Consider the following 21265-nt stretch of genomic DNA (forward strand, 5'->3'; position numbering starts at 1 on the left):
TCAACTCTATGCGGTATGAGTTTTCGAGTTTGCCACACAATAGTGTTATACAAACTCCCAACACATAGCCGTACCTGCTGCAATATCCTGTTTGACGGCTTTACCGAGTAATTGATGTAAATATTTTGGAGCAATGCCTAAACCAGGACGAACTGAACGAAGATTATCAACCGTCAAAATATCGCCAGCGCTCATATCCCGACTAACATAAAGAGAGCGCCGATATTTTCTTGATGCAATCTCCTTTGCTGTACATCCATAATGCACTCGTCCTAGGGCTACACGGGCTCTTTCGGTTTCCATAACGAGCGACTTAAACTCCCTCGGCTCAAGGGAAAACTCACTATCAACACCGCCTTCATTTCTATCGATAACAAAATGTTTTTCAATTACGGTACCGCCAAGAATCACAGAAGCAATTGAAACGCCAATCCCTTGCGTGTGGTCAGATAAACCCACTTGACAATCAAATAGTTGTGCTAAATGAGGAATAGTTGATAGATTGGCATCAACTGGCTCAGCAGGATAATGGCTAGTGCACTTTAATAAAATCAAGTCGCGACATCCATGTTGCTTTAATACCGTAACAGCTTCAGCAAGCTCATGAATTTCAGCCATTCCCGTAGACATAATCACAGGTTTACCAGTCTTCGCGACAGCCGCCAGTAAAGCATGATCATTATTTTCAAATGAAGCTATTTTGTAACAAGGTACGTTAAGTTTTTCCAAGTATTCCACTGCCGTTAAATCAAATGGCGTACTAAACGCAACTAAACCTAACGACTTAGCGTAATCAAATAATGGCTGATGCCATTCCCAAGGTGTCATCGCCTCACTATAGAGATCGTAAAGGCTTCTCCCTTTCCATAAGTTGTCTTGGTCCTGAATAAAAAATTCACCATGGCTAACATTTAAGGTAATAGTATCAGGAGTATATGTTTGTAGCTTAATAGCGCTCGCCCCAGCCTCAGCGGCGGCCAATATCATCTCTTTTGCCTTTTCAAGCGATTGCCCATGGTTTCCTGATAATTCTGCAATGACAAATACTGGCTGGCCAGGACCGATGTGACAATGGTCAACTTTGATTACCTGCATGATTTAACTTTCTCCCATACCTGTTGTAGCCAAATGTGTTTTTAAGACATCTAAAACTCTGGGCAAACCATCGTTAGGCTTGATGATGTGTCGCGCATTATTCGATAATTGTTGACGTAATTCTAATGACTCTAAGAGTCTGTTAACCGCTAGAGCAATCTCCTCAGAAGTGACATCCTTAACGTCCCCAAGAAAGAGACAAGCTCCTAATGAAGCAAGGTATTGGGTTGTTGCAATCTGGTTATCGGCAACTGTGATAACAACTGAAGGTACTCCAGTGATACAACGCTCCCAATGGCTACTCCCGCCCGCGCCGAGTGATAAGGTCGCATTTACCATCAACTTTGCAATATAATCGCAGTGCACATGCCACTTTAGGTTCTGACAATCTGCAAATTCCGCAAATAGACTTTCTTTCCAGGGATTCGAGGCCCCCAGAACAACATCAATATTAAAATCTTGAGCTTTGAATTCTGGTTTTAAAACCCGAGTCAGCCCCAACAACGCAGTTCGAGTGACATTTGCGGAGTCACTTCCACCAAAAAAAATTAAAATATTTGGTACTTTTTCGAACAAAATAGGATGGTATTCCAAATAAAACTCATCCCTTAATAAGGCATATTTAGGGCCTAACAATAACAAAGTCTCTTTGTTGACTAAATCCTGATACCGATTACTGAATTCAGGCAATAAATTTTGATCAAGCAGTAAATCACAATCGTGTTTACGATTTGCTAAGTCATCAATCACCATGATTTGCTCGCATTTAAGTCGCATCTTGCGGCAAAAAGACTCACTTAACCCATAATGATCGACAATGAGTAGATGATACTTATTACTTTCAAGTTGTTTAATACAGATATCAGCCTCATTCTGCTGACAATTTACAGGTAGTTCTCTACCAGTAAATGCCAAATCAACCTCATTTATATCTAACTCACAAACACGGTATCCTTGTGCACGTATGTGGGCATTCATATTGCCAAGTGCATTTCGACAAAGAAAGGTAATATCCAGATTAAGGAAGGTTTTCTTTAACGCGTTCGCGAACGCTAAGCAACGGGTAACATGGCCAATACCGATTCTAATAGAAGCATCAACACGAATGGCCAATTTCATAACTTTCCTTGCTTTTTCAATACATCGTATAACACCTCGGCGCGTTCCCAATCCTCTAAGGTATCAATATCTGCAACCATATAATTGGGCAAGAGTTTCATTCGAGACCGAGCACCAAACACTCGAGTTTCCTCATTCAAAAAAGCACTAGCTCTCCCCCAGTAGAACTGACCAGCATCATGATATGTCTCAACTAAATCTTGCGATCGTTGACTAATACTTTTGTTATCAAAGGGTAATACTCCACCATTAGCATCTAACAGCAAAGCCCTTTGGATAGGGAATGAAAAACGGCAAGCTGAGAACACATAATCAAGATTGGGTGTCGATTCTAGTAACTCACCAGCCTCTCGTAAAAACGAGTATTGAAGTAAAGGAGTCGTTGCGTAAATACAACAACAAATATCCACCATATGGCCTAAAGAAACTAACTCATTAAGTGCATGACGTACAACAGGAGTTGTCCCTACAAAATCATCAGCTAGTTCTGTCGGACGCATAAAAGGAATTTCAGCACCAAAAGACTTAGCAATAGTGGCAATTTCCATCGAGTCTGTCGATACAATCACTTTATCAAAGCACCCACTACGTATAGCAGCAGTGATAGGATACGAAATCATTGGCTTACCATTAAAATTGCGAATATTTTTATGCGCAATACGCTTGCTTCCTCCTCGTGCGGGAATAATCGCCACTCTCATATCAACAATTCCCTTAAGTTGTCACAGATATAACCAATCTGCTCAGCAGTAAGATTAGGATATAAAGGCAACGTCAGTATCGACCGATAGAAACGCTCAGCCTCAGGAAATTGTCCAACACTAAACCCGAGTTTCTGATAGTAAGGTTGAAGATGAACAGGAAAATAATGCACATGCACTTGAATGCCTTGAGCACGCATTGCGTCAAAAATCGCTTTACGTTTATCAGGTTGTAATAACCTAATGATAAACAAATGCCTTGCACTGTAGGATTGTTCTATTGGTTCAACAATATTGATAGGTAAGTCAGTAAGTTGACTACGATATATTGCAGCTAATATATTACGTTTTTCCACAAACTCGTTTATCCGAGTTAATTGAGACACTCCGAGAGCAGCTTGCAGATCCGTCATCCGATAATTGAAACCTAAATGGTGCTGCTCATAATACCAGTCGCCCTCTTGCGGCCTTTCCATTAAGGCAGGATCTTTAGTAATACCATGGCTTCGATACATTTCCATTGCGTCAGCAATAGGTTTACTGTTTGTTGTAGCAACCCCGCCTTCAGCCGTGGTAATTATTTTTACCGGATGAAAACTAAAAATTGTAATATCGCTATATTGGCAAGCTCCAATTTTTTTTGATTGGTAAGATCCTCCAATGCCATGGGAGGCATCCTCAATCACTTTAATGCCATACTGTTTAGCCAACTGCGCAATAGCTTGCATATTGCAAGAATGTCCCGCCATATGCACAGCGATGATCACTTTTGGTAACCGACCATTTGCATTAGCCAAGAGCAACTTTGCAGATAAGGCCGAAGACGACATATTTCCCGTCGCAGGTTCAACATCAACAAAATCAATCTCTGCACCGCAATAAAGGGCACAGTTTGCCGAGGCAACAAAGGTAATGGGCGTCGTCCATACCAAATCATTGCTCACAACACCTAAGGCTAAACAAGCGATATGTAATGCCGAAGTAGCACTGTTGACTGCAACACTATAATTAGCACCGACATATTCAGAGATTGCTTGCTCAAATTCAGTAACTTTTGGTCCCTGAGTAAGGAAGCCAGACTGCAGCACATTAATAACTGCATCAATATCAACTTGATTTATATCCTGTTTTCCATAAAGAATCATGATATTGAATCCAGTTTTAGTATTTCATCAATACTTAAAAAATGTGGATTGTTACCCGAGTGGTATTCAAATCCTTGTGAAACTGCTTGACCCTTTTCATTCAACAAGTTTTTTGTATAGTCGTTTTCACGACTAAAAAACTTGATACTTGGCGTTATCACAAAATGGTCAGCAAACTCAATGGTATGGTGTGAGTCATCTCCAGGGCACATCACCTCATGCATTTTCTCACCCGGACGAATACCTACAATCTGTTGCTCCAAATTCGGCCCATAGGCTGCGGCAAGATCAGTGATACGAATAGAAGGAATTTTGGGCACGAAAATTTCACCACCTTGCATTCGAGCAAAGTTTTTCAAAACAAAATCAACACCATCTTGTAATGTAATCCAAAAACGTGTCATATCGGGATGCGTAATGGGCAGCGAAGTCGCCCCATTGGCGATCAGTTGTTTAAAGAAAGGCACAACCGAGCCTCGCGAGCCAACAACATTACCATAACGAACTGCAGAAAAACGGGTTTTACCATCACCGACTACGTTATTAGCGGCAACAAAGAGTTTGTCGGAGGCCAGTTTAGTTGCACCGTATAAATTAATTGGGCTTGCAGCTTTGTCAGTTGAGAGAGCAATAACCTTCTTAACATTATTACTGATGGCTGCCCGGATCACATTTTCGGCTCCATGAATATTGGTTTTTATACACTCCATGGGATTGTATTCAGCAGCGGGAACCTGCTTAAGTGCAGCGGCATGGATCACAAAGTCTACGTCTTTGAAGGCCTGCTTTAGTCTCTCACCATCACGCACGTCACCAATAAAATAACGCATACAAGGGGCATTAAATATTTGTTGCATCTCATACTGCTTTAGTTCATCACGGGAAAAAATGATCAACCGCTTCGGTTTATAACGTTGTAAAATGGTTTTGGTGTATTTTTGTCCAAATGACCCAGTGCCACCGGTAATCAAAATTGTTTTGTTATCAAACATAGAGTTTCCCGCCCACTATTGAGATCTTCAATTCGCAACTTGTGACAACGATAAGTCAATTTGTCAATGTAGCGCCATACCATACAAAATCCACGCCATAAATTCATATTGAAACAATCAAGAGCAAAAGTACCATACAAACAAGTGATAGTATTATAAAAAAGCACAAATAAAATATTTTTTATAGACTTATTGCTACACTCATAACAAACTCATCATTTAAAAAATTTTTTCAACCTAAACACTTTGGCTTTACACCGTCTACACCGTCAAAAATGCGCTGGAACATAAATTGCATTGTCGAAAAACTGCAATCAAGTGGCATTTATCGTTATGGCACTTAAAGTCTACGTTCAAGTTGTTCCCCAATCGAGGAAAATATGCAACTACAAACCAACATATTGAATAACTTTGCAATAAGTCGCTTCAACGAGTACTACTTACCCAGCATAAATCGCTCTACCTTTGAAGGACTTGACTCCAAAACCATCTATGATGGTAAGTTTAAAAAGGCTTTTTCTCAAAAAGACAGGCTTAATATCATTGTTGGTATGGATTCTGGGTTATTAGCGAATTACATATTAGAAGAAGGCATTCCTGATGGTAGTAAATTTGTTATAGTCGAGTTATCTTCAGTATTACCACTATTAGTCATTGATATTCCAACTGAGTTACAAAAAAAACTTATCATTATCGATGAATCACAATTTGATGAAATATTCAAACTAGAAGATATAAAGTTATTTATAGCAAAAACAGAATACAGTATATACTCATCACTTGCAGTAGCAGCTAAACACATTGAAGATTACAACATCTTATTAAATATTGTTGAATCTAGACTGCAAAGTGAACACTTCGAAAATCAAATAAATTTCACTCAGAAAATATTTATCCAAACACAACTAAATAATATTCCAGACAACCATAGCCAAGCAAAATTATTGAGAAATAAATTTAATGGCAAAACAAGTATAGTTATCGCCGGAGGTCCATCTTTGGATGATAACATTGACTGGATTAAAGAAAATCAAAAAGATTTATTTATATTTTCAGTCTCTCGAATTGCAGGAAGATTAGTTAATTATGGTATTACTCCTGATATCGTTGTCAGTGTTGATCCACAAGAGGTCAGCTTCGATGTCAGTCGTGGTATGTTTCATTTAACTAATGAAACACTATTTGTCAATTCATATCATGTTAGCCCAAAAATTTTATCCCAATGGCCAGGAAAGTCCCTTTATATGGGCCAACGCTTACCGTGGGAAAGTGATATAGATCACGATAACATTATCACTGTTGGGCCAACGGTTACTAATAGTTCAGTGCGGCTAGCTATTGAAATGGGGTTTAGCAAGATATTGCTTAGTGGAGTTGATTTTTGCTATTCAAAGTCTGGTTATAGTCATGCAAGTGGGACTATTGAAGCGAGTCTTGGGCCTAGATTAGGTCATAACACTATATGGGTTGAGACCTATGCAGGTTATCAAGCTGAAACATTAATACAGCTAAAACATGCTATGGAAGCTCTCGAACAAGAAGCAAAAAACAATCCTCAAGTTGAAATGTTTAATTTATGTAGTAACGCAGCTAAAATCCAAGGGATATCTCACATTGCCCCACAAGCGATCACATTAGATATATTTGGTTCAAAAAAAATAGATAATATTGATTGGTCATCGAGTGATATTAAAAAAGATCTATTATATATACAAAAAAAATGTATTAAAACTAAAGATGAATTAACCAAGCTGCTTTCATTATCAAAAAAAGCACAAGTGTTGTCTACCAACCTAACATTAAATTCAAAATCATCAGCGAATGTACTTGATGAGATAAATAAAATAGAATACAAAATAAACAAAAAATATTCAGAACTAGCAAAGCTAGCTAAATTTTATGGTTATTTTGAGTTCTCCCATTTTTTAACGACACGAGAAACTGAAACCTGGTCTCAATCGCATATAAATGAAATGACGAAAAGATACTATGATGCACTATCCTCTAGCTGCTCGAATATCTTAAATTTAGTTGAAAATGCCTGTAATAAAATACAATTTAGGTTAAATGAACTAGGCGATACTCCATTATCAGACTTAGCGTCAAAGTGGAAAAATGAAGGTCAGCCGGGTAGAGGCATTATTTGGCAAAATATGCACAAAACACGAGTATTTAGTGTAGATGAACAATCATTATTGCTAGAGATTCATGAGCTATATCAAAAAAGTCTTACCGAGGTTAGACAAACCTATGTTGACAAGTTAACAGCAGGCTCCTCTATGGAACGTGTTTATACCAAAATCATACGACTAAACCAGTCACAACATCATCAAGGTCTCACGCTTATTGTCGATAATTTAAAGTCGATAATTGAGACTAATCCAGAAGCTAACAGATTGTATCATTTAGCTTTATCATTCAAGTTAAACCTAGAACAACAGCCTGAGCAAGCCTTAAAGGTTCTATTGGCACTGCCTGAACACCTCTATACAGAGATGGAGTTAAAACAAATTATTTTACTCGCATTAAAGCAAAGAGATTTAGAGCTTGCATCATCAACACTTGTCAAAATTTTGGCTCATAGTGATGAATATATGCCACAGTATGCGTATATTTTGAAACTACAAGGGAAAGTCCAAGAGTCGATCAATATTTACCTCGACTACCTAGAGAAGTATCCTTCAGATACACAAACATGGGTCAAACTTGGATTGTTTATGGTTGAAATTAACCAGATAGAACCAGCTCATACCGCATTTTCTAATGCAGTAAATGCTGATCCTACGAATCAAGTTGCACAACACTATTTAACTGAACTCACACAATTAATGACGCCACCACTTTAGCCCTAATATTGGCCCGAACCCAACGCCATGGGTTCGGCCATTTCATAAATATCCTATAATCCGTATAATCAACAGCATTCAAATTATTGGCTTTTCACCATATTTAGGAGACTTTTTTGGCCTATACCTATATACCTTTAGAAACCTACCGCCGTAAGTGGATTTTCAACCACAAAGATTTACCAGTAACCGACGAAGACAAGGCTTATATCCTACCATTGACGGATAAAAGTGCGATGGATGTCTGGAATCAATGGATCGGCAATAAAAGTAGTTGTGCTGAACAATTCACTAAAGGTGATTGGGCTGCCAAAGCCAATGCTTGGACAAAAACAGACTACTGGCAAGGCGCTTGGGATAGTGAAGATAGTGATTTACCTGTCATGTTGGCCGAGTTCATTCAATGGCCTGATGAGACCCCAGTCTTTTTTTGCTATGAAAAATACCAAGTTATAGAAACTCGATGGGATGTTTTTGTGCGGAATTGGAAGTGTTTTTTATTTTTTGATGATGGCCCAATCCTTATATCACCAAAACAAAAACAAGCGGTTATGTTCGAACAAAATGGTCAATATAAACTCGGCATTCGTGGTTAAGCTAACCATAATTAAAACAAAATGATAAGAGGTGTATTATGAAGTTACTCTCTACCTTTACCTTACTAACCATATTACTTTTACCTAATATCTCAATGGCAAAAGTAATCTCTGGTGTACAAGTGGCTGACACTATCACGCTAGAAAATGTTTCTTTAGTACTCAATGGTGCCGGTGTTCGTAGCAAGTTTTTTATGGATTTATATGTTGGTAGCCTCTATGTGCCAGCACCTTTATCCACAACTAACGCAGTAATTGATGCGCCAGTAGCAGCCATTCGTCTCAATATTACGTCAAGCATGATCACCTCAGATAAAATGCGTGAAGCTATTACAGAAGGTTTTGAGCAGGCGACGGCGGATAACACCACGGATATTCAGGCACAAATCGATACTTTTATGGCATTGTTTAATGAAGACATAAAAGAAGGCGACCAATTCACACTGCTGACAAGCAAAGAGCAAGGCGTGACAGCCTATAAGAATGATCAGGAACAAGCCACCATCAAAGGTGAAATGTTCCGTCAGGCATTACTAAAAATCTGGCTTGGTGATAAACCCGCCCAGAAAAGCCTTAAAGCAGCAATGCTGGGCCAATAGCTAGATGAATAAACGGAATTAAAATTTAAATTCAATATCCAAGGCGGCTGCGCCTTGGTTATCCATATCAACAGCAGCTTGACGCGTCACTTCTAGCTCGCCATTAAAATAGTAACCAGCATAAAGATTAACAGATACTGCAGGCGTAGCTTGCCAACCACCGCGGACATACCCCACCCATTCGTTAATTTCCACTGCAGTATCATCGTCTTCGATTAAGAATCTTTCGGTACGCTTCGAACTACCAAATCCAATATTCCAATCGGAATTAAATTGATAACTTAGCTCTAATCCTGCAGGACCACTAAAACCGGCTTTAAAAGGATTAGCAAGTGCCCAATTGTCATTTATCTGCCATCGCATCGCAAGATATGGAACGGTGCGAACTTCATCAATATCATTGAGATAAGCCACCCCAAAACCTATCATGTTGCCAAAATCAAACACATACATTGCAGAAGCCACGACACCATAACTCTGAGCATGGTTAAAGGATGCGGTATCTGCATAGGCATATTGGAGCTGCGGCGCTAAAAAAAATGCCCAATGCTCATCTAAACGGTAAGTTAAAGACACACCAGCACGATAACGATTGATATCATCCCAAGCCTGTCCATCTGCCCCAAACAATGATGAAACATTGTTTGCCCCTGTCAAATTGATATTGCGCCAATCGTAATCCAGCCTGTCGTATCCAAAATTAATACCGACTGACCACTGTCTGTTTAAAGGAACATTTACTCCTGCGTTAAGTAATAAAGTATCCCGTTGTAGCTCGGTATTGCTATCCGACACCTCTGCACTTTGAGTGCTGACTTGGGCAATACTTAATTTAAACGGTTTTCGCTCTGGAGCCGTGTCTTCCGCCCCTATAGCAACACTCGTTAACATAGGAAGGAGCAGCAAACTTCTTTTAAATACTGCAATAATCGAGCTTCTTTGTAGATGACTTAGATTTGCCACACTGCCCCCTTGGGATATAAAACGTAGATAAATTTGGCGAATAATACGCTTTATCTAATAGAAAATTTAGATGCTGAGCATAATGTAACAAATTGAAACACATTACATTGAAAAACATCAGCCAACACGATACGCCCTTAAAAACATATCGGCACAGCCGTGAATATATTCCTCTCGCTCTAACATGAGTCCTTCAGTCTCAAGCCCCAATTCTAGCCTAAGTTTTAACTCGCCAAACAGCATCAAGCACAGACGCACTGCACTTTGATGGGCATTGCCAAACTTATACCTCCCCAGTGCTTCGACCGCCAGTAAATAATCCGCCAATATGCCCACAATATGCTGTGGCCCTGCTTCAAAAAATAGTCGTGAGACTTCAGGATGACTCTCTGATTGAGCCACACAAGCTTTAAATACGGTGATAGCTTCCGGACTCACTATCATCTCGCCAAACTGCAGTGCAAATTGAGTCAGGGCAGCTTCTGGCTGACTTGGATCATTGAGTAGGTCATCATGCAGATTATGGCCTACACATTTAGATTCTATTGCTGCAACAAATAATTCATCTTTACTGCCGTAATGGGAATACACGGTTTGTTTTGAGACTCCTGCAAGTTTAGCAACCTCATCCATACTGGTGTGAGGAAAACCTTGGCGGCAAAATAAATCAATTGCTGCGACAAGGACTTGCTGCCTTTTTTGCTCACTTCGGCTCAAAGGTAATTGCATATCTGAACACTGAGTCATATCAACACTCTCATTTATTGACACGATAAATATGTATTAGTTAAGCACAAAATAGACTAGACAGTCTAGTTCTACACATCTAGACTAACAAGTCTAGTTACATAGAGTTAACGTAAAACCCACAATGGATGGACTGAAATGAATCGAGCTGCCCGACGCTTTTGGCGCGCTAGTGCTATCAGCGTATTTGCCTTAGTGGTATTAAGTGCCTGCCAAAGAGAAGTCACAGAGCATGCCAACTCAGCCTCATTACAAAAAGTGGTCACAATGCCGCTAGTGTTCACATCGAGCTATCAACGTGAGCAAATATTCACAGGTACAATACGTGCGGGTAATACTACGGGTATAGGATTTGAACTATCAGGTAAATTGAGCGAACTCTATGTCGATAGCGGAACGAAGGTCGTACAAGGCCAAGTCCTTGCGAAATTAGATACTCACCTACTCGAGGCTGAGCGCCAAGAGATACAAGCAAGCCTTGCACAAACTCAAGCCGATGTTGATCTTGCAAGGAGTACCCTAAAACGTAATCTTGAGCTTAAAAAGTCAGGTTATGTGTCAGAACAATTACTCGATGAAAATCGTAGTCAATTAGTTAGTTTAGAATCGGCTAAACAGCGGCTGATGGCCTCTCAACACGCGAATCGACTAAAACTTGATAAATCACAGTTATTAGCGCCATTTGATGGTTCGATAAGCCAACGTCTTCATAGTCTAGGGGAAGTGGTATCCACCGGAAGCCCTGTATTTACCTTAGTGGGCCATATGAATCCAGAGGCGTACATTGGTATTCCTGTGGATATTGCGGATCAATTTAGTCACGGAAAACAGGTTAATGTTAGTGTAAAAGGTCAACATTTTACCGCCACAATTGCGGGTATTAGTGCAGAGGTCAATCCAATCAGCCGCACCTTACAGCTACGCATTAGCCTACCAAAAGAATCAAGCGTTATTAATGGTGAAATAGTGTATTTACATCAACAACAACACATGACTCAAGCGGGTTATTGGGTGCCGATTTCAGCACTAACCGATGGTATTCGCGGTCTCTGGAATATCTACATAGTCACATCAGATAAGGCCGAAGCAAAGATTGAACGCCGCGATGTGGAAATTATCTACACGACCCAAGATATGGCTTATATCCAAGGGGCAATACAAGAAAATGAACACTATGTTAGCCAAGGGCTACAAAAATTAGTTGTGGGTCAAGCCGTATCCCCTGTAATCCTTTCTGGTACGAGGCAATAATGATCAAAGCCTTTGTCGAAAATGGTCGTTTAGTCAGTCTCGTGATCGCTCTCCTTATCGTTGCTGGTTTAGGCGCGATATCGAGTCTACCCCGTACGGAAGATCCCCATATTACCAACCGTTTTGCTTCCGTGATCACCTCCTATCCCGGCGCTTCTGCTGAAAGAGTTGAAGCCTTAGTCACTGAAGTAATAGAAAATCAGCTTAGACGATTAGAGGAAATTAAGCTCATTCAATCGACTTCAAGGCCAGGGGTGTCAGTTATTCAATTAGAACTAAAAGATACCGTGATGGAAACGGCGCCCGTATGGTCACGGGCGCGTGATTTATTAGCCGACGCAAAGGCCAATCTACCCAATGGCATTCAAACACCCACCTTAGATGACCAGATTGGTTATGCTTATACTGCCATTTTAAGCTTAGTATGGAATGCTGATACCCCAATTCGAGCAGACATCTTGAACCGCTACGCCAAGGAACTGCAAAGTCGCTTACGGCTTTTACCGGGTACGGATTTTGTCAAACTCTACGGCGCACCCACCGAAGAAATTTTAGTTCAGCTCAACGGTAGCCAAATGAGCCAGTTACAGCTCACCCCCTCTACAATTGCCCAAATATTAACTAATGCTGATAGTAAAATTTCCGCTGGAGAAATTAATAACACTACATTTCGCGCCTTGGTTGAAGTATCGGGTGAACTTGACTCACAAACCCGTATTCGCCAAGTACCACTAAAAATTGACACTCAAGGGCAAATTATTCGCCTTGGGGATATTGCGACTGTAACTCGCCAATCTCAAACACCAGCCGACAGCATAGCGTTAGTTGATGGTAAGCAAAGCGTATTAGTTGCAGTACGGATGCTCGATAATACTCGAGTTGATCTTTGGCAAGCTCAAGTTAATAAAGTGGTCGACGAACTCAGCCGCGATGTACCAGCAAATATCACCATACAATGGTTATTCGAGCAAAATAGTTACACCAGCGTGCGCCTTGGTGATCTTGTCATCAACCTACTTCAAGGGTTTATTATCATTTTATTAGTGCTGCTACTCACCCTTGGTGTAAGAAATGCCATTATTGTAGCGATATCTTTACCCTTAACAGCGCTATTTACATTAGCTTGTATGAAATATATCAACCTCCCTATACACCAAATGTCAGTGACAGGTCTGGTCGTAGCCCTTGGGATCATGGTGGATAACGCCATTGTGATAGTCGATGCCATAGCCCAGCGCCGCCAACAGGGAATGAGCCGGCTAGCGGCGGTCAGTCAAACCTTGCATCATCTGTGGCTGCCATTAGCTGGCTCGACTATTACCACTATATTAGCCTTTGCCCCTATTGTCTTAATGCCAGGAGCTGCGGGTGAGTTTGTAGGCGGTATTGCCATGTCAGTGATATTTGCATTGCTGGGTTCATACCTTATTTCCCATACCTTAATTGCAGGCTTAGCGGGACGCTTCAGTATCGATGGTAAACATGATGCTTGGTACCAACATGGGATCCGTATGCCCCTCTTGAGTCATTATTTCCAAGCTAGCTTACGATTTGCACTTAACAGACCCATAATAAGTGCCATTGCAATAGGCGTTATTCCAGCACTGGGCTTCTTTGCTTCAAGTAAAATGACGGAGCAATTTTTTCCCCCATCAGACAGAGATATGTTCCAGATTGAGATTTACCTTGCTCCTCATGTCAGCCTTGAAAATACACTCAATCAAGTACAATTAATCGATAATACATTACGAAGTATTAATGGCATTACCCAAGTAGATTGGGTTGTTGGGGGTAATAGTCCCTCCTTTTACTATAACTTAACTCAGCGCCAGCAAGGTGCGGCCAATTATGCACAGGCCATGGTGAAAGTGATCGATTTTAAGCGTGCTAACGCCTTGATCCCTGAGTTACAGCAACAATTGGACTCCGCTTTTCCAGAGGTGCAGGTCTTAGTCCGAAAATTAGAGCAAGGCCCACCTTTCAATGCGCCAGTGGAACTGATGATCTTCGGCTCTAATCTTGATACGTTACGAGCCATTGGAGATGAAATTCGCCTTATCCTCTCAAAGACCCCTGATGTACTTCATACCCGTGCAACCTTAAGTGCTGGCGCACCAAAGGTATGGTTAGAAGTGAATGAAGATGCGAGCTTAATGAGTGGCTTAAGCCTAACGGAGATTGCAAAGCAAATTCAAATGTCAACCACAGGTGTCATTGGTGGAAGCATACTCGAGCAAACAGAATCCTTGCCAATAAGAGTTCGCTTGAGCGATGAAAATCGCGAGCAAGTCAATCGCCTATCAGAAATTCAATTAGTTTCTCCCTCTGGAGAGACGGTATCGCTTTCAGCACTCTCCCATAGTGAGATACACGTTAGCCGCGGAGCCATTCCAAGGCGTAATGGCCAAAGGGTAAATACGATTGAAGCCTATATCGTCAGCGGTGTTTTGCCCGCTCAAGTGCTCAATGATGTCAAAGATAAAATAGCACAACTCACCTTACCTTCAGGTTATCGCATTGAAATTGGTGGTGAAAGTGCAAAACGCAATGAGGCTGTAGGCAATTTACTATCGAGTGTTATGTTAGTAGTGACCTTGCTATTAGCAACCGTAGTGCTGTCATTTAACTCTTTTAGGCTCACCGCCATTATTCTACTAAGCGCTATGCAATCGGCTGGTTTAGGCTTATTAGCCGTGTTTGTTTTTGGCTATCCCTTTGGTTTCCCTGTCATTATTGGTTTATTGGGGCTAATGGGACTCGCAATAAACGCTGCCATAGTGATCTTGGCTGAGCTCGAAGAGATACCAGCGGCAAGGCTTGGAGATAAAGATGTCATTATCACTACGGTGAGTAGCTGTGGTCGTCATATAGGTTCAACAACGGTTACCACGGTAGGTGGATTTATTCCCTTAATTATTGCAGGTGGTGGATTTTGGCCCCCCTTCGCTATTGCGATTGCAGGTGGCACACTCCTAACAACCTTGCTATCACTCGTCTGGGTACCCACAATGTATTTACTTCTAATGAATACTCGACAACTGAAAACTGATAGATACGCCAACGCGCAGGAGCATTAACACTATCGTTTTGATATGACTTTATTTACCCATTAATAGGTAGATTAATTCAATCAGGATTTGATGAATATTTTTATATTACAAAATATAGGGTTAACTCTTATTATTTAAACTGGAAATAACTTGCCAAACTCTCTATAACAAAGAGAAATATTAGACTCAAATCAAGACTATTGAGCCAAACTTGAGTTACATTAGCGCCACCTTTACCTATAGGATCGCAGCATGAACTATAAAAACTGGCCTATCGCGAAACAAATTGGCGCCCTCGCTTTTTTCCTCACGCTTATCATTTTTAGCATACTAAGCACATTAGCCTACAAAGCCGCATCAAATGTACTGGAAGATAAAGGCATAAGCGCAATGAAGGCCGAAATGCACGCGGTATCAGATATGTTAGAGTTGCAATATGACAGCATCTTGCAACTTGCTAGGCGTAATGCCGACGTCTTTAAAGAAATGTACCCCGGACAATTTACTAAACCAGATAAGCGCATCAATATCTTAGGGATCAGTACCCCTGCGCTATTACACGAAAAAGAGCAAGTAAACGCTTCGATGAGTAAAGTTGACCGATTCGCAAAAATTACGGGCGGCAATGCAACAGTCTTTGTCCGTGATGGCGATGATTTTGTTCGTATTGCAACTTCCCTTAAAAAAGCCGATGGCGCCCGTGCAGTAGGGACTTCTTTAGATAGAACTCATCCTGGTTACCTACCGCTTATCAGCGGTAAAGAATACGAAGGTTATGCCAAACTCTTTGGCAAAGACTACATGACAATCTACCGACCAATAATCGATCCCAAAGGACAAGTCATTGGTATTTTATATATAGGTTTTGATATAACCAGCTCCCTACTGCAATTACAGAAAGCGGTCAAAAACTTAACTTTGGAGGAAAGTGGTCACTTTTTATTAATGCGCAAAACTGATACCACTCTGGTTTCACATCCTAAATATAATGAGGGTGAAAAAGTAAATGAAGCAATTCTTGATGGTCTTTCTCTGGAGCAAGCACTGCAAGACAAATCAGAATGGAATTACTCAAATACACGTAACGAACGTATGTTTGCCTATAGTCAAACAGTGGCGGGCTGGAATTGGGTACTTCTTGGCCAAGTAAAAGCAAACGAACTGAATGAGGAAAGCATCGATTTATTAATTATCAATGCCATTGTCGCCATCACAGGGATTGCACTGATCACGGCATTGTTGTCACTGGTCCTCATTCGGACACTCAAACCATTACATGCTTTACAAGATCATATGGAAACCTTAGGCCGCGGCGATTTCAGTCAAAACTTAAGGCCATCAGAGCCTCGAAGCCAAAACGAAGTGGACAAGATCACCACCAGCGTATCGGTCATGTCTTCCGAATTAAAACAACTCATTATTGCCCTGCAAGATTCTGTCGAAAGTCTAGAACAACAGGCATCAAAAGCGCAAAGCATCGCTAAGCAAAATGGTGAAGAAGCCCAAGCATTGATGCTACAAACAGATCAAATTGCTACGGCAATTGAAGAAATGTCAACCTCAATCCGTGATGTTGCCAATCATGCCCAAGACGGTGCAGAGCAGAGTTTGCAAGTCGATTCAGCAGCTAAAGAAGGCTACAACCAACAGACAAAGGTTGTACAAGACTTGCTCAAACTAAGCCAACAACTCAGTAATAGTCACCAATCTATTGAAAAGGTTAGCCAAGAAAGCGAGGCTATCAGTAAGGTGACAGAGGTCATTAACAGTATTGCTGAACAAACAAATCTGCTGGCCCTTAATGCTGCTATTGAGGCTGCCCGAGCGGGTGAACAAGGCCGTGGTTTTGCTGTGGTTGCTGATGAAGTTCGTACATTAGCCCAGCGCACGCAATCTTCAATTCTGGAGATAAGCCAAACCATCGAAAAACTGCAAACCCAAGTGAAAAATGCAACTGAACAAATGGCACAAAGTCATCAACTTGGTACAACTTCGGCAACACAAGGGGAAATCACTGGCGAACAGCTTAAAGAAATCACCCGCAGAATTGGTGAGCTTGCCATTAGTTCACGTAATATTGCCTCCGCGACAGAGCAACAAAGCAGCGTTGCCCAAGAGATTACTCATAATCTGCATCAAATCAGCGAGCTTGCTAATGAAGGAGAACACCGTGCTACTGAGACAGTGCATTCTGCCGATGAATTATCTTCCCTCGCTGCGGCATTAAAACGTCAAATAAGCCAATTTAAAGCCTAATTTGACTAATGAATGAGTTGTTTATCAAATGCCATCCACATTGGGTGGCATTTTTATTGCGTTGACTTAACCAATACACTCAATCACTGCAACCACGCCTCTTAAGCGTTCACTTAAACCTTTTGATCTGACTACCGTGACTCCATTGGCCGTGAATATTATACCAATCGTATTAAATATCTGTTCATTCAGCGGGAGTTCAACGCGCTTTAGACAAGGCGAAGGCTTGAAGGCATAGTGGTGCTCTGTCAAAAGCCTTCAACGCAGTATAAAGCGCGTTGAAACCCGCCCTTCGGGAGCCACACAGGCACCCCACTCCGGTGTTGCATTGACTTAAAAGGGAATGACCATTTCAGCGTCAATGCGCCTTGGATTGAGATGCCTGTGAGGCTCTGAACTGATTAGATATTTAATGTGATTGGTATTAGCCCCAAGCGAGGATATGTACCTTAATAAAACCCAATAAAAAACCTCGCGCTTGCGAGGTTTTTTAGATTGAATTAGACGTTACTCGGCATCTTCTGCCGATCTGTCCATGTTCTCTGTATTCTCAAGCCACAGGGCATTGATAATCCCGAAAGAACAGGCCAACAAAACCCCTAATATCCACGTAAAATACCACATAGCAGATGCTCCTTAATTCTTCGTAAACATTAATAGAGTGAGGCTTTGTTATCTTCAATATGTTTACGGCCAATACGGCCAAACATTTTGAAGTAAGTCCAGACAGTGTAACTTAATACGATAGGCACAAAAATCGCGGCTGCACCTGTCATTACACCTAAGGTCTTCTCACTGGCCGTAGCATCCCACATAGTCAAACTCACATTAGGATCTAATGATGATGGCATGACAAATGGGAACATAGCCGCACCACAAGTCAAAATCACCATAGCCACAGTCAGTGAACTGAATAGGAATGCAAAACCAGAACGGTTAAAGCGGCTAACCAAAATCACCAACAGGGGTAATACCACACCTAAGATAGGGAACAGCATAGTGATGGGGTATTTGTCATAGTTTGCTAACCATGCTCCAGCCTCAACCGCTACTGTTTTCATCGTTGGATTCGATACCGCATTGTGATCAAGTGCCGAGGTCACAACATAACCGTCAATACCATTGGCTAACCACACACCAGCAGCAGCAAACAACACTGCCACTAATAACGCAAAGAATTGAGTTGCTTTCGCCGCTCGAACACGCAGTTCACCATCGGTCTTCATTTGTAACCATGAAGCGCCTTGCATCATAAACATGCTCACGCTTACAAGACCTGCCAGTAAACCAAATGGGTTTAGTAAGCCAAATAAACCGCCGTGGTATTTTGCACGCAGGAACTCATCAAAGTTAAATGGAACACCTTGCAATAAGTTACCAAAGGCAACACCAATGATCAGTGGAGGAATAAAACCACCCGCAAATAGAGCCCAATCCCATGACTTACGCCATTTTGGATCCTCGATTTTTGAACGATAGTCAAATCCCACAGGACGCATGTATAGGGCAAACAGCACTAACATCATAGCCACATAGAAGCCAGAGAAAGACACTGCATACACTGTTGGCCAAGCGGCAAATAACGCACCACCAGCGGTGATTAGCCATACTTGGTTACCATCCCAATGGGGGGCAATCGTATTGACCATAATACGGCGCTCGGTATCGTCTTTACCTATAATTGGTAGTAACGCACCGACACCCATATCAAAACCGTCAGTAACCGCAAATCCGATGAACAGTACGCCGATCAGAGCCCACCAGATTACTCTTAATATTTCATAATCAAACATAATGAAATCCTCTGCTTAGGCTTCTAGTTTCTCGAAATGATAACGACCAGTTTTTAAACTGCTCGGACCAAGGCGGGCAAACTTAAACATCAGGAACATCTCAATCACTAACAAGATTGTGTAGAAAAGTGTGATAGAGAGGATACTGAACCATAAATCACCCGTCGTTAAACTCGACGCAGACATAAAGGTTGGCAAGACTTCAGAAATTGTCCAAGGTTGACGACCGTATTCAGCCACAAACCAACCGCATTCAATGGCGATCCAAGGTAATGGTAAGCTATAAAGCGCAGCCTTAAGCACCCATTTTTTCTCTTCAATTTGATGACGAGTGCTTTGCCAGAATGCCGCTGCAAACACAAACAGCATGACAAAACCTAATCCCACCATGATACGGAAACTCCAGAACATAGGCGCAACACTTGGGATAGAATCCTTAGCAGCCGCTTTAATTTGTTCTTCAGTCGCATCGACAATGTTATCGGTATAGCGTTTGAGTAAGAAACCGTATCCTAAGTCCACTTTAGCCGTTTCAAAAGCAGCACGTAGTTCAGGGGTTTCTTCACCTGCACGCAATTTCACCAACATCTCATAGGCTTTCATACCGTTACGAATGCGCACTTCGTGCTCAGCAATCAAGTCATGAATACCTGTTACTTCCTCATCCAATGAACGAGTCGCAACAATGCCCATTGCATAAGGGATCTTGACTGCAAAATCAGTTTCCATCGTTTCTTGATTAGGGAAACCTATAGCAGTAAAGGCTGCTGGTGCAGGCTCTGTGTGCCATTCAGCTTCAATCGCAGCTAACTTAACGCGCTGAGCTTCACCCACTTTATAGCCTGATTCATCACCTAAAACGATAACAGACAGGATCGATGCCATACCAAAACTTGCCGCAATCGCAAACGAACGGCGGGCAAAAGGTAAGTCACGTTTTTTAAGAATGTAGTAAGCACTGATCGCTAACACAAACATAGCACCCGTCACATAACCAGAAGCCACAGTGTGAACAAATTTCACCTGTGCAACGGGGTTAAAGACCACTTCAGCAAAACTGGTCATTTCCATACGCATGGTTTCGTAATTGAATACGCTGCCCACTGGATTTTGCATCCAACCATTAGCAACCAAAATCCATAGCGCTGATAAGTTAGAACCAAAGGCAACTAACCAAGTCACAGCTAAATGTTGGCGCTTAGTGAAACGATCCCAACCGAAGAAGAACATACCTACGAAGGTAGATTCAAGGAAGAAGGCCATTAAACCTTCAATGGCAAGTGGTGCACCAAAGATGTCACCAACATAATGCGAATAATAAGACCAGTTAGTACCAAACTGGAACTCCATCGCCAAGCCCGTTGAAACACCCAAGGCAAAGTTAATACCAAATAACTTACCCCAGAACTTAGTCATATCTTTATAAATTTGTTTATCAGTCATCACATAGAGTGATTCCATGATAGCCAGCAAAAATGCTAACCCTAAAGTTAAAGGAACAAATAGGAAGTGATACATGGCTGTCAGCGCAAACTGCAACCGCGATAGCTCAACAACCTCTTCAACAATCATCGGTAACTCCTTACGTGGTGCGTCCAATTGCTACAACGAAATCCGAATTGTTTATAGCAAGTGCCTTTGTAGGATAGTGAGTTTCATTTTGTGTTTATATCTGGCGACAGTATAAACCGTTAAAATTAATCTTTTGCATTACATCGAAGCAGCAAGGGCTAAAAGTATCAATTTCCATCACATATTGGGACAAGCGTCACACTATCACATAGCATTGAGACTAATGCCTCACAACCTAACCAATCAAATGATCCCATCGATATAAATATCAGATAGTTAGGATATTTACTCGTTTTCATTTGTGAGTATTTTATACCACCTGCTTTTGATTCAAATCAATCAAACTCAGGGGTTTAGATGGGTTTTGCGGCAAGGCACACACTTCCCCACTCACGGTAATTGACAAATCAACAAAAAAGGTGTAGATAGCGTAAATTATTAAATGTAAAGTGACATTTTTATCGCTTTCATATGAAAATCAAAACCAAACGCCACAAATCAACAATAGGTATACAAAAAACAACAAATATACTATTACTT

17 protein-coding genes are annotated in these 21265 nt (G+C 41.3%); 6 read left to right on the plus strand and 11 right to left on the minus strand.

The genetic code is table 11. From position 1 onward, the window contains the following. Positions 1-45: 45 nt before the first annotated feature. From pseI to pseB, 5 genes are read right to left on the minus strand one after another with little or no spacing between them, the layout of a single operon-like run. Positions 46-1095, minus strand: a complete 1050-nt coding sequence (gene pseI / locus JEZ96_RS13170) for a pseudaminic acid synthase (RefSeq protein WP_011788731.1) — start codon at positions 1093-1095, stop codon at positions 46-48. Between the two features lie 3 nt (positions 1096-1098). Further along, positions 1099-2214 carry a UDP-2,4-diacetamido-2,4,6-trideoxy-beta-L-altropyranose hydrolase gene (pseG, locus tag JEZ96_RS13175; protein WP_011788730.1) on the minus strand — a complete coding sequence of 372 codons (1116 nt, stop codon included), beginning with the start codon at positions 2212-2214 and terminating at the stop codon, positions 1099-1101. Then, positions 2211-2915 carry a pseudaminic acid cytidylyltransferase gene (gene pseF, locus JEZ96_RS13180; protein ID WP_011788729.1) on the minus strand — a complete coding sequence of 235 codons (705 nt, stop codon included), beginning with the start codon at positions 2913-2915 and terminating at the stop codon, positions 2211-2213. The genes pseG and pseF overlap by 4 nt, the downstream gene beginning before the upstream one ends. Continuing rightward, entirely contained in the window at positions 2912-4060 is a 1149-nt protein-coding gene (gene pseC, locus JEZ96_RS13185) for a UDP-4-amino-4,6-dideoxy-N-acetyl-beta-L-altrosamine transaminase (protein ID WP_011788728.1), read from the minus strand. The genes pseF and pseC overlap by 4 nt, the downstream gene beginning before the upstream one ends. Next, positions 4057-5052, minus strand: coding sequence for a UDP-N-acetylglucosamine 4,6-dehydratase (inverting) (gene pseB / locus JEZ96_RS13190; protein ID WP_061783051.1), 996 nt, complete (start codon positions 5050-5052; stop codon positions 4057-4059). The genes pseC and pseB overlap by 4 nt, the downstream gene beginning before the upstream one ends. Positions 5053-5432: 380 nt before the next feature. Here pseB and JEZ96_RS13195 point away from each other — a divergent pair, with 380 nt between their 5' ends. The 3 genes from JEZ96_RS13195 (at position 5433) to JEZ96_RS13205 (ending at position 9093) form a co-directional block, all read left to right on the plus strand. Then, positions 5433-7898 carry a 6-hydroxymethylpterin diphosphokinase MptE-like protein gene (locus JEZ96_RS13195; protein ID WP_025008392.1) on the plus strand — a complete coding sequence of 822 codons (2466 nt, stop codon included), beginning with the start codon at positions 5433-5435 and terminating at the stop codon, positions 7896-7898. Positions 7899-8014: 116 nt separating this feature from the next. Further along, positions 8015-8494, plus strand: coding sequence for a DUF2947 domain-containing protein (locus JEZ96_RS13200; RefSeq protein WP_128090280.1), 480 nt, complete (start codon positions 8015-8017; stop codon positions 8492-8494). A 38-nt stretch (positions 8495-8532) separates the two neighbouring features. Beyond that, the gene (locus JEZ96_RS13205; RefSeq protein ID WP_025008390.1) at positions 8533-9093 is read left to right on the plus strand and encodes a chalcone isomerase family protein; all 561 of its coding nucleotides are present in this window, start codon (positions 8533-8535) and stop codon (positions 9091-9093) included. 18 nt (positions 9094-9111) lie between these two features. Here JEZ96_RS13205 and JEZ96_RS13210 read toward each other — a convergent pair whose 3' ends face one another. Beyond that, a complete protein-coding gene (locus JEZ96_RS13210; RefSeq protein ID WP_128090279.1) occupies positions 9112-10056 on the minus strand; it encodes a DUF6268 family outer membrane beta-barrel protein in 945 nt (314 codons plus the stop codon). 117 nt (positions 10057-10173) lie between these two features. Further along, positions 10174-10803 (minus strand): TetR/AcrR family transcriptional regulator, encoded by a 630-nt coding sequence (locus JEZ96_RS13215; RefSeq protein ID WP_025008389.1) that lies wholly within the window; start codon positions 10801-10803, stop codon positions 10174-10176. Positions 10804-10941: 138 nt separating this feature from the next. Between JEZ96_RS13215 and JEZ96_RS13220 the strand changes: the two genes are divergently transcribed. The 3 genes from JEZ96_RS13220 to JEZ96_RS13230 all read left to right on the plus strand — a co-directional run bounded on the left by JEZ96_RS13220 (position 10942) and on the right by JEZ96_RS13230 (position 17360). Further along, complete coding sequence (locus tag JEZ96_RS13220) at positions 10942-12054, plus strand: efflux RND transporter periplasmic adaptor subunit (protein ID WP_014610996.1); 1113 nt, start codon at positions 10942-10944, stop codon at positions 12052-12054. Next, a complete protein-coding gene (locus JEZ96_RS13225) occupies positions 12054-15131 on the plus strand; it encodes an efflux RND transporter permease subunit (protein ID WP_128090278.1) in 3078 nt (1025 codons plus the stop codon). The genes JEZ96_RS13220 and JEZ96_RS13225 overlap by 1 nt, the downstream gene beginning before the upstream one ends. Before the next feature lie 225 nt (positions 15132-15356). Then, a complete protein-coding gene (locus tag JEZ96_RS13230; protein WP_011788719.1) occupies positions 15357-17360 on the plus strand; it encodes a methyl-accepting chemotaxis protein in 2004 nt (667 codons plus the stop codon). A gap of 66 nt (positions 17361-17426) precedes the next feature. Here JEZ96_RS13230 and JEZ96_RS19535 read toward each other — a convergent pair whose 3' ends face one another. The 4 genes from JEZ96_RS19535 to JEZ96_RS13245 form a co-directional block, all read right to left on the minus strand. Continuing rightward, positions 17427-17612 (minus strand): hypothetical protein, encoded by a 186-nt coding sequence (locus tag JEZ96_RS19535; protein WP_233058881.1) that lies wholly within the window; start codon positions 17610-17612, stop codon positions 17427-17429. A 255-nt stretch (positions 17613-17867) separates the two neighbouring features. After that, positions 17868-17984 carry a cytochrome bd-I oxidase subunit CydX gene (gene cydX / locus JEZ96_RS13235; RefSeq protein ID WP_011788717.1) on the minus strand — a complete coding sequence of 39 codons (117 nt, stop codon included), beginning with the start codon at positions 17982-17984 and terminating at the stop codon, positions 17868-17870. A 29-nt stretch (positions 17985-18013) separates the two neighbouring features. Next, positions 18014-19153, minus strand: a complete 1140-nt coding sequence (gene cydB / locus JEZ96_RS13240; protein ID WP_011788716.1) for a cytochrome d ubiquinol oxidase subunit II — start codon at positions 19151-19153, stop codon at positions 18014-18016. Positions 19154-19168: 15 nt separating this feature from the next. Beyond that, a complete protein-coding gene (locus JEZ96_RS13245) occupies positions 19169-20725 on the minus strand; it encodes a cytochrome ubiquinol oxidase subunit I (protein WP_011788715.1) in 1557 nt (518 codons plus the stop codon). Positions 20726-21265 lie beyond the last annotated feature (540 nt).

Source organism: Shewanella putrefaciens (genome assembly GCF_016406325.1).
In the GTDB taxonomy this organism is placed as follows: Bacteria; Pseudomonadota; Gammaproteobacteria; order Enterobacterales; family Shewanellaceae; genus Shewanella; species Shewanella putrefaciens.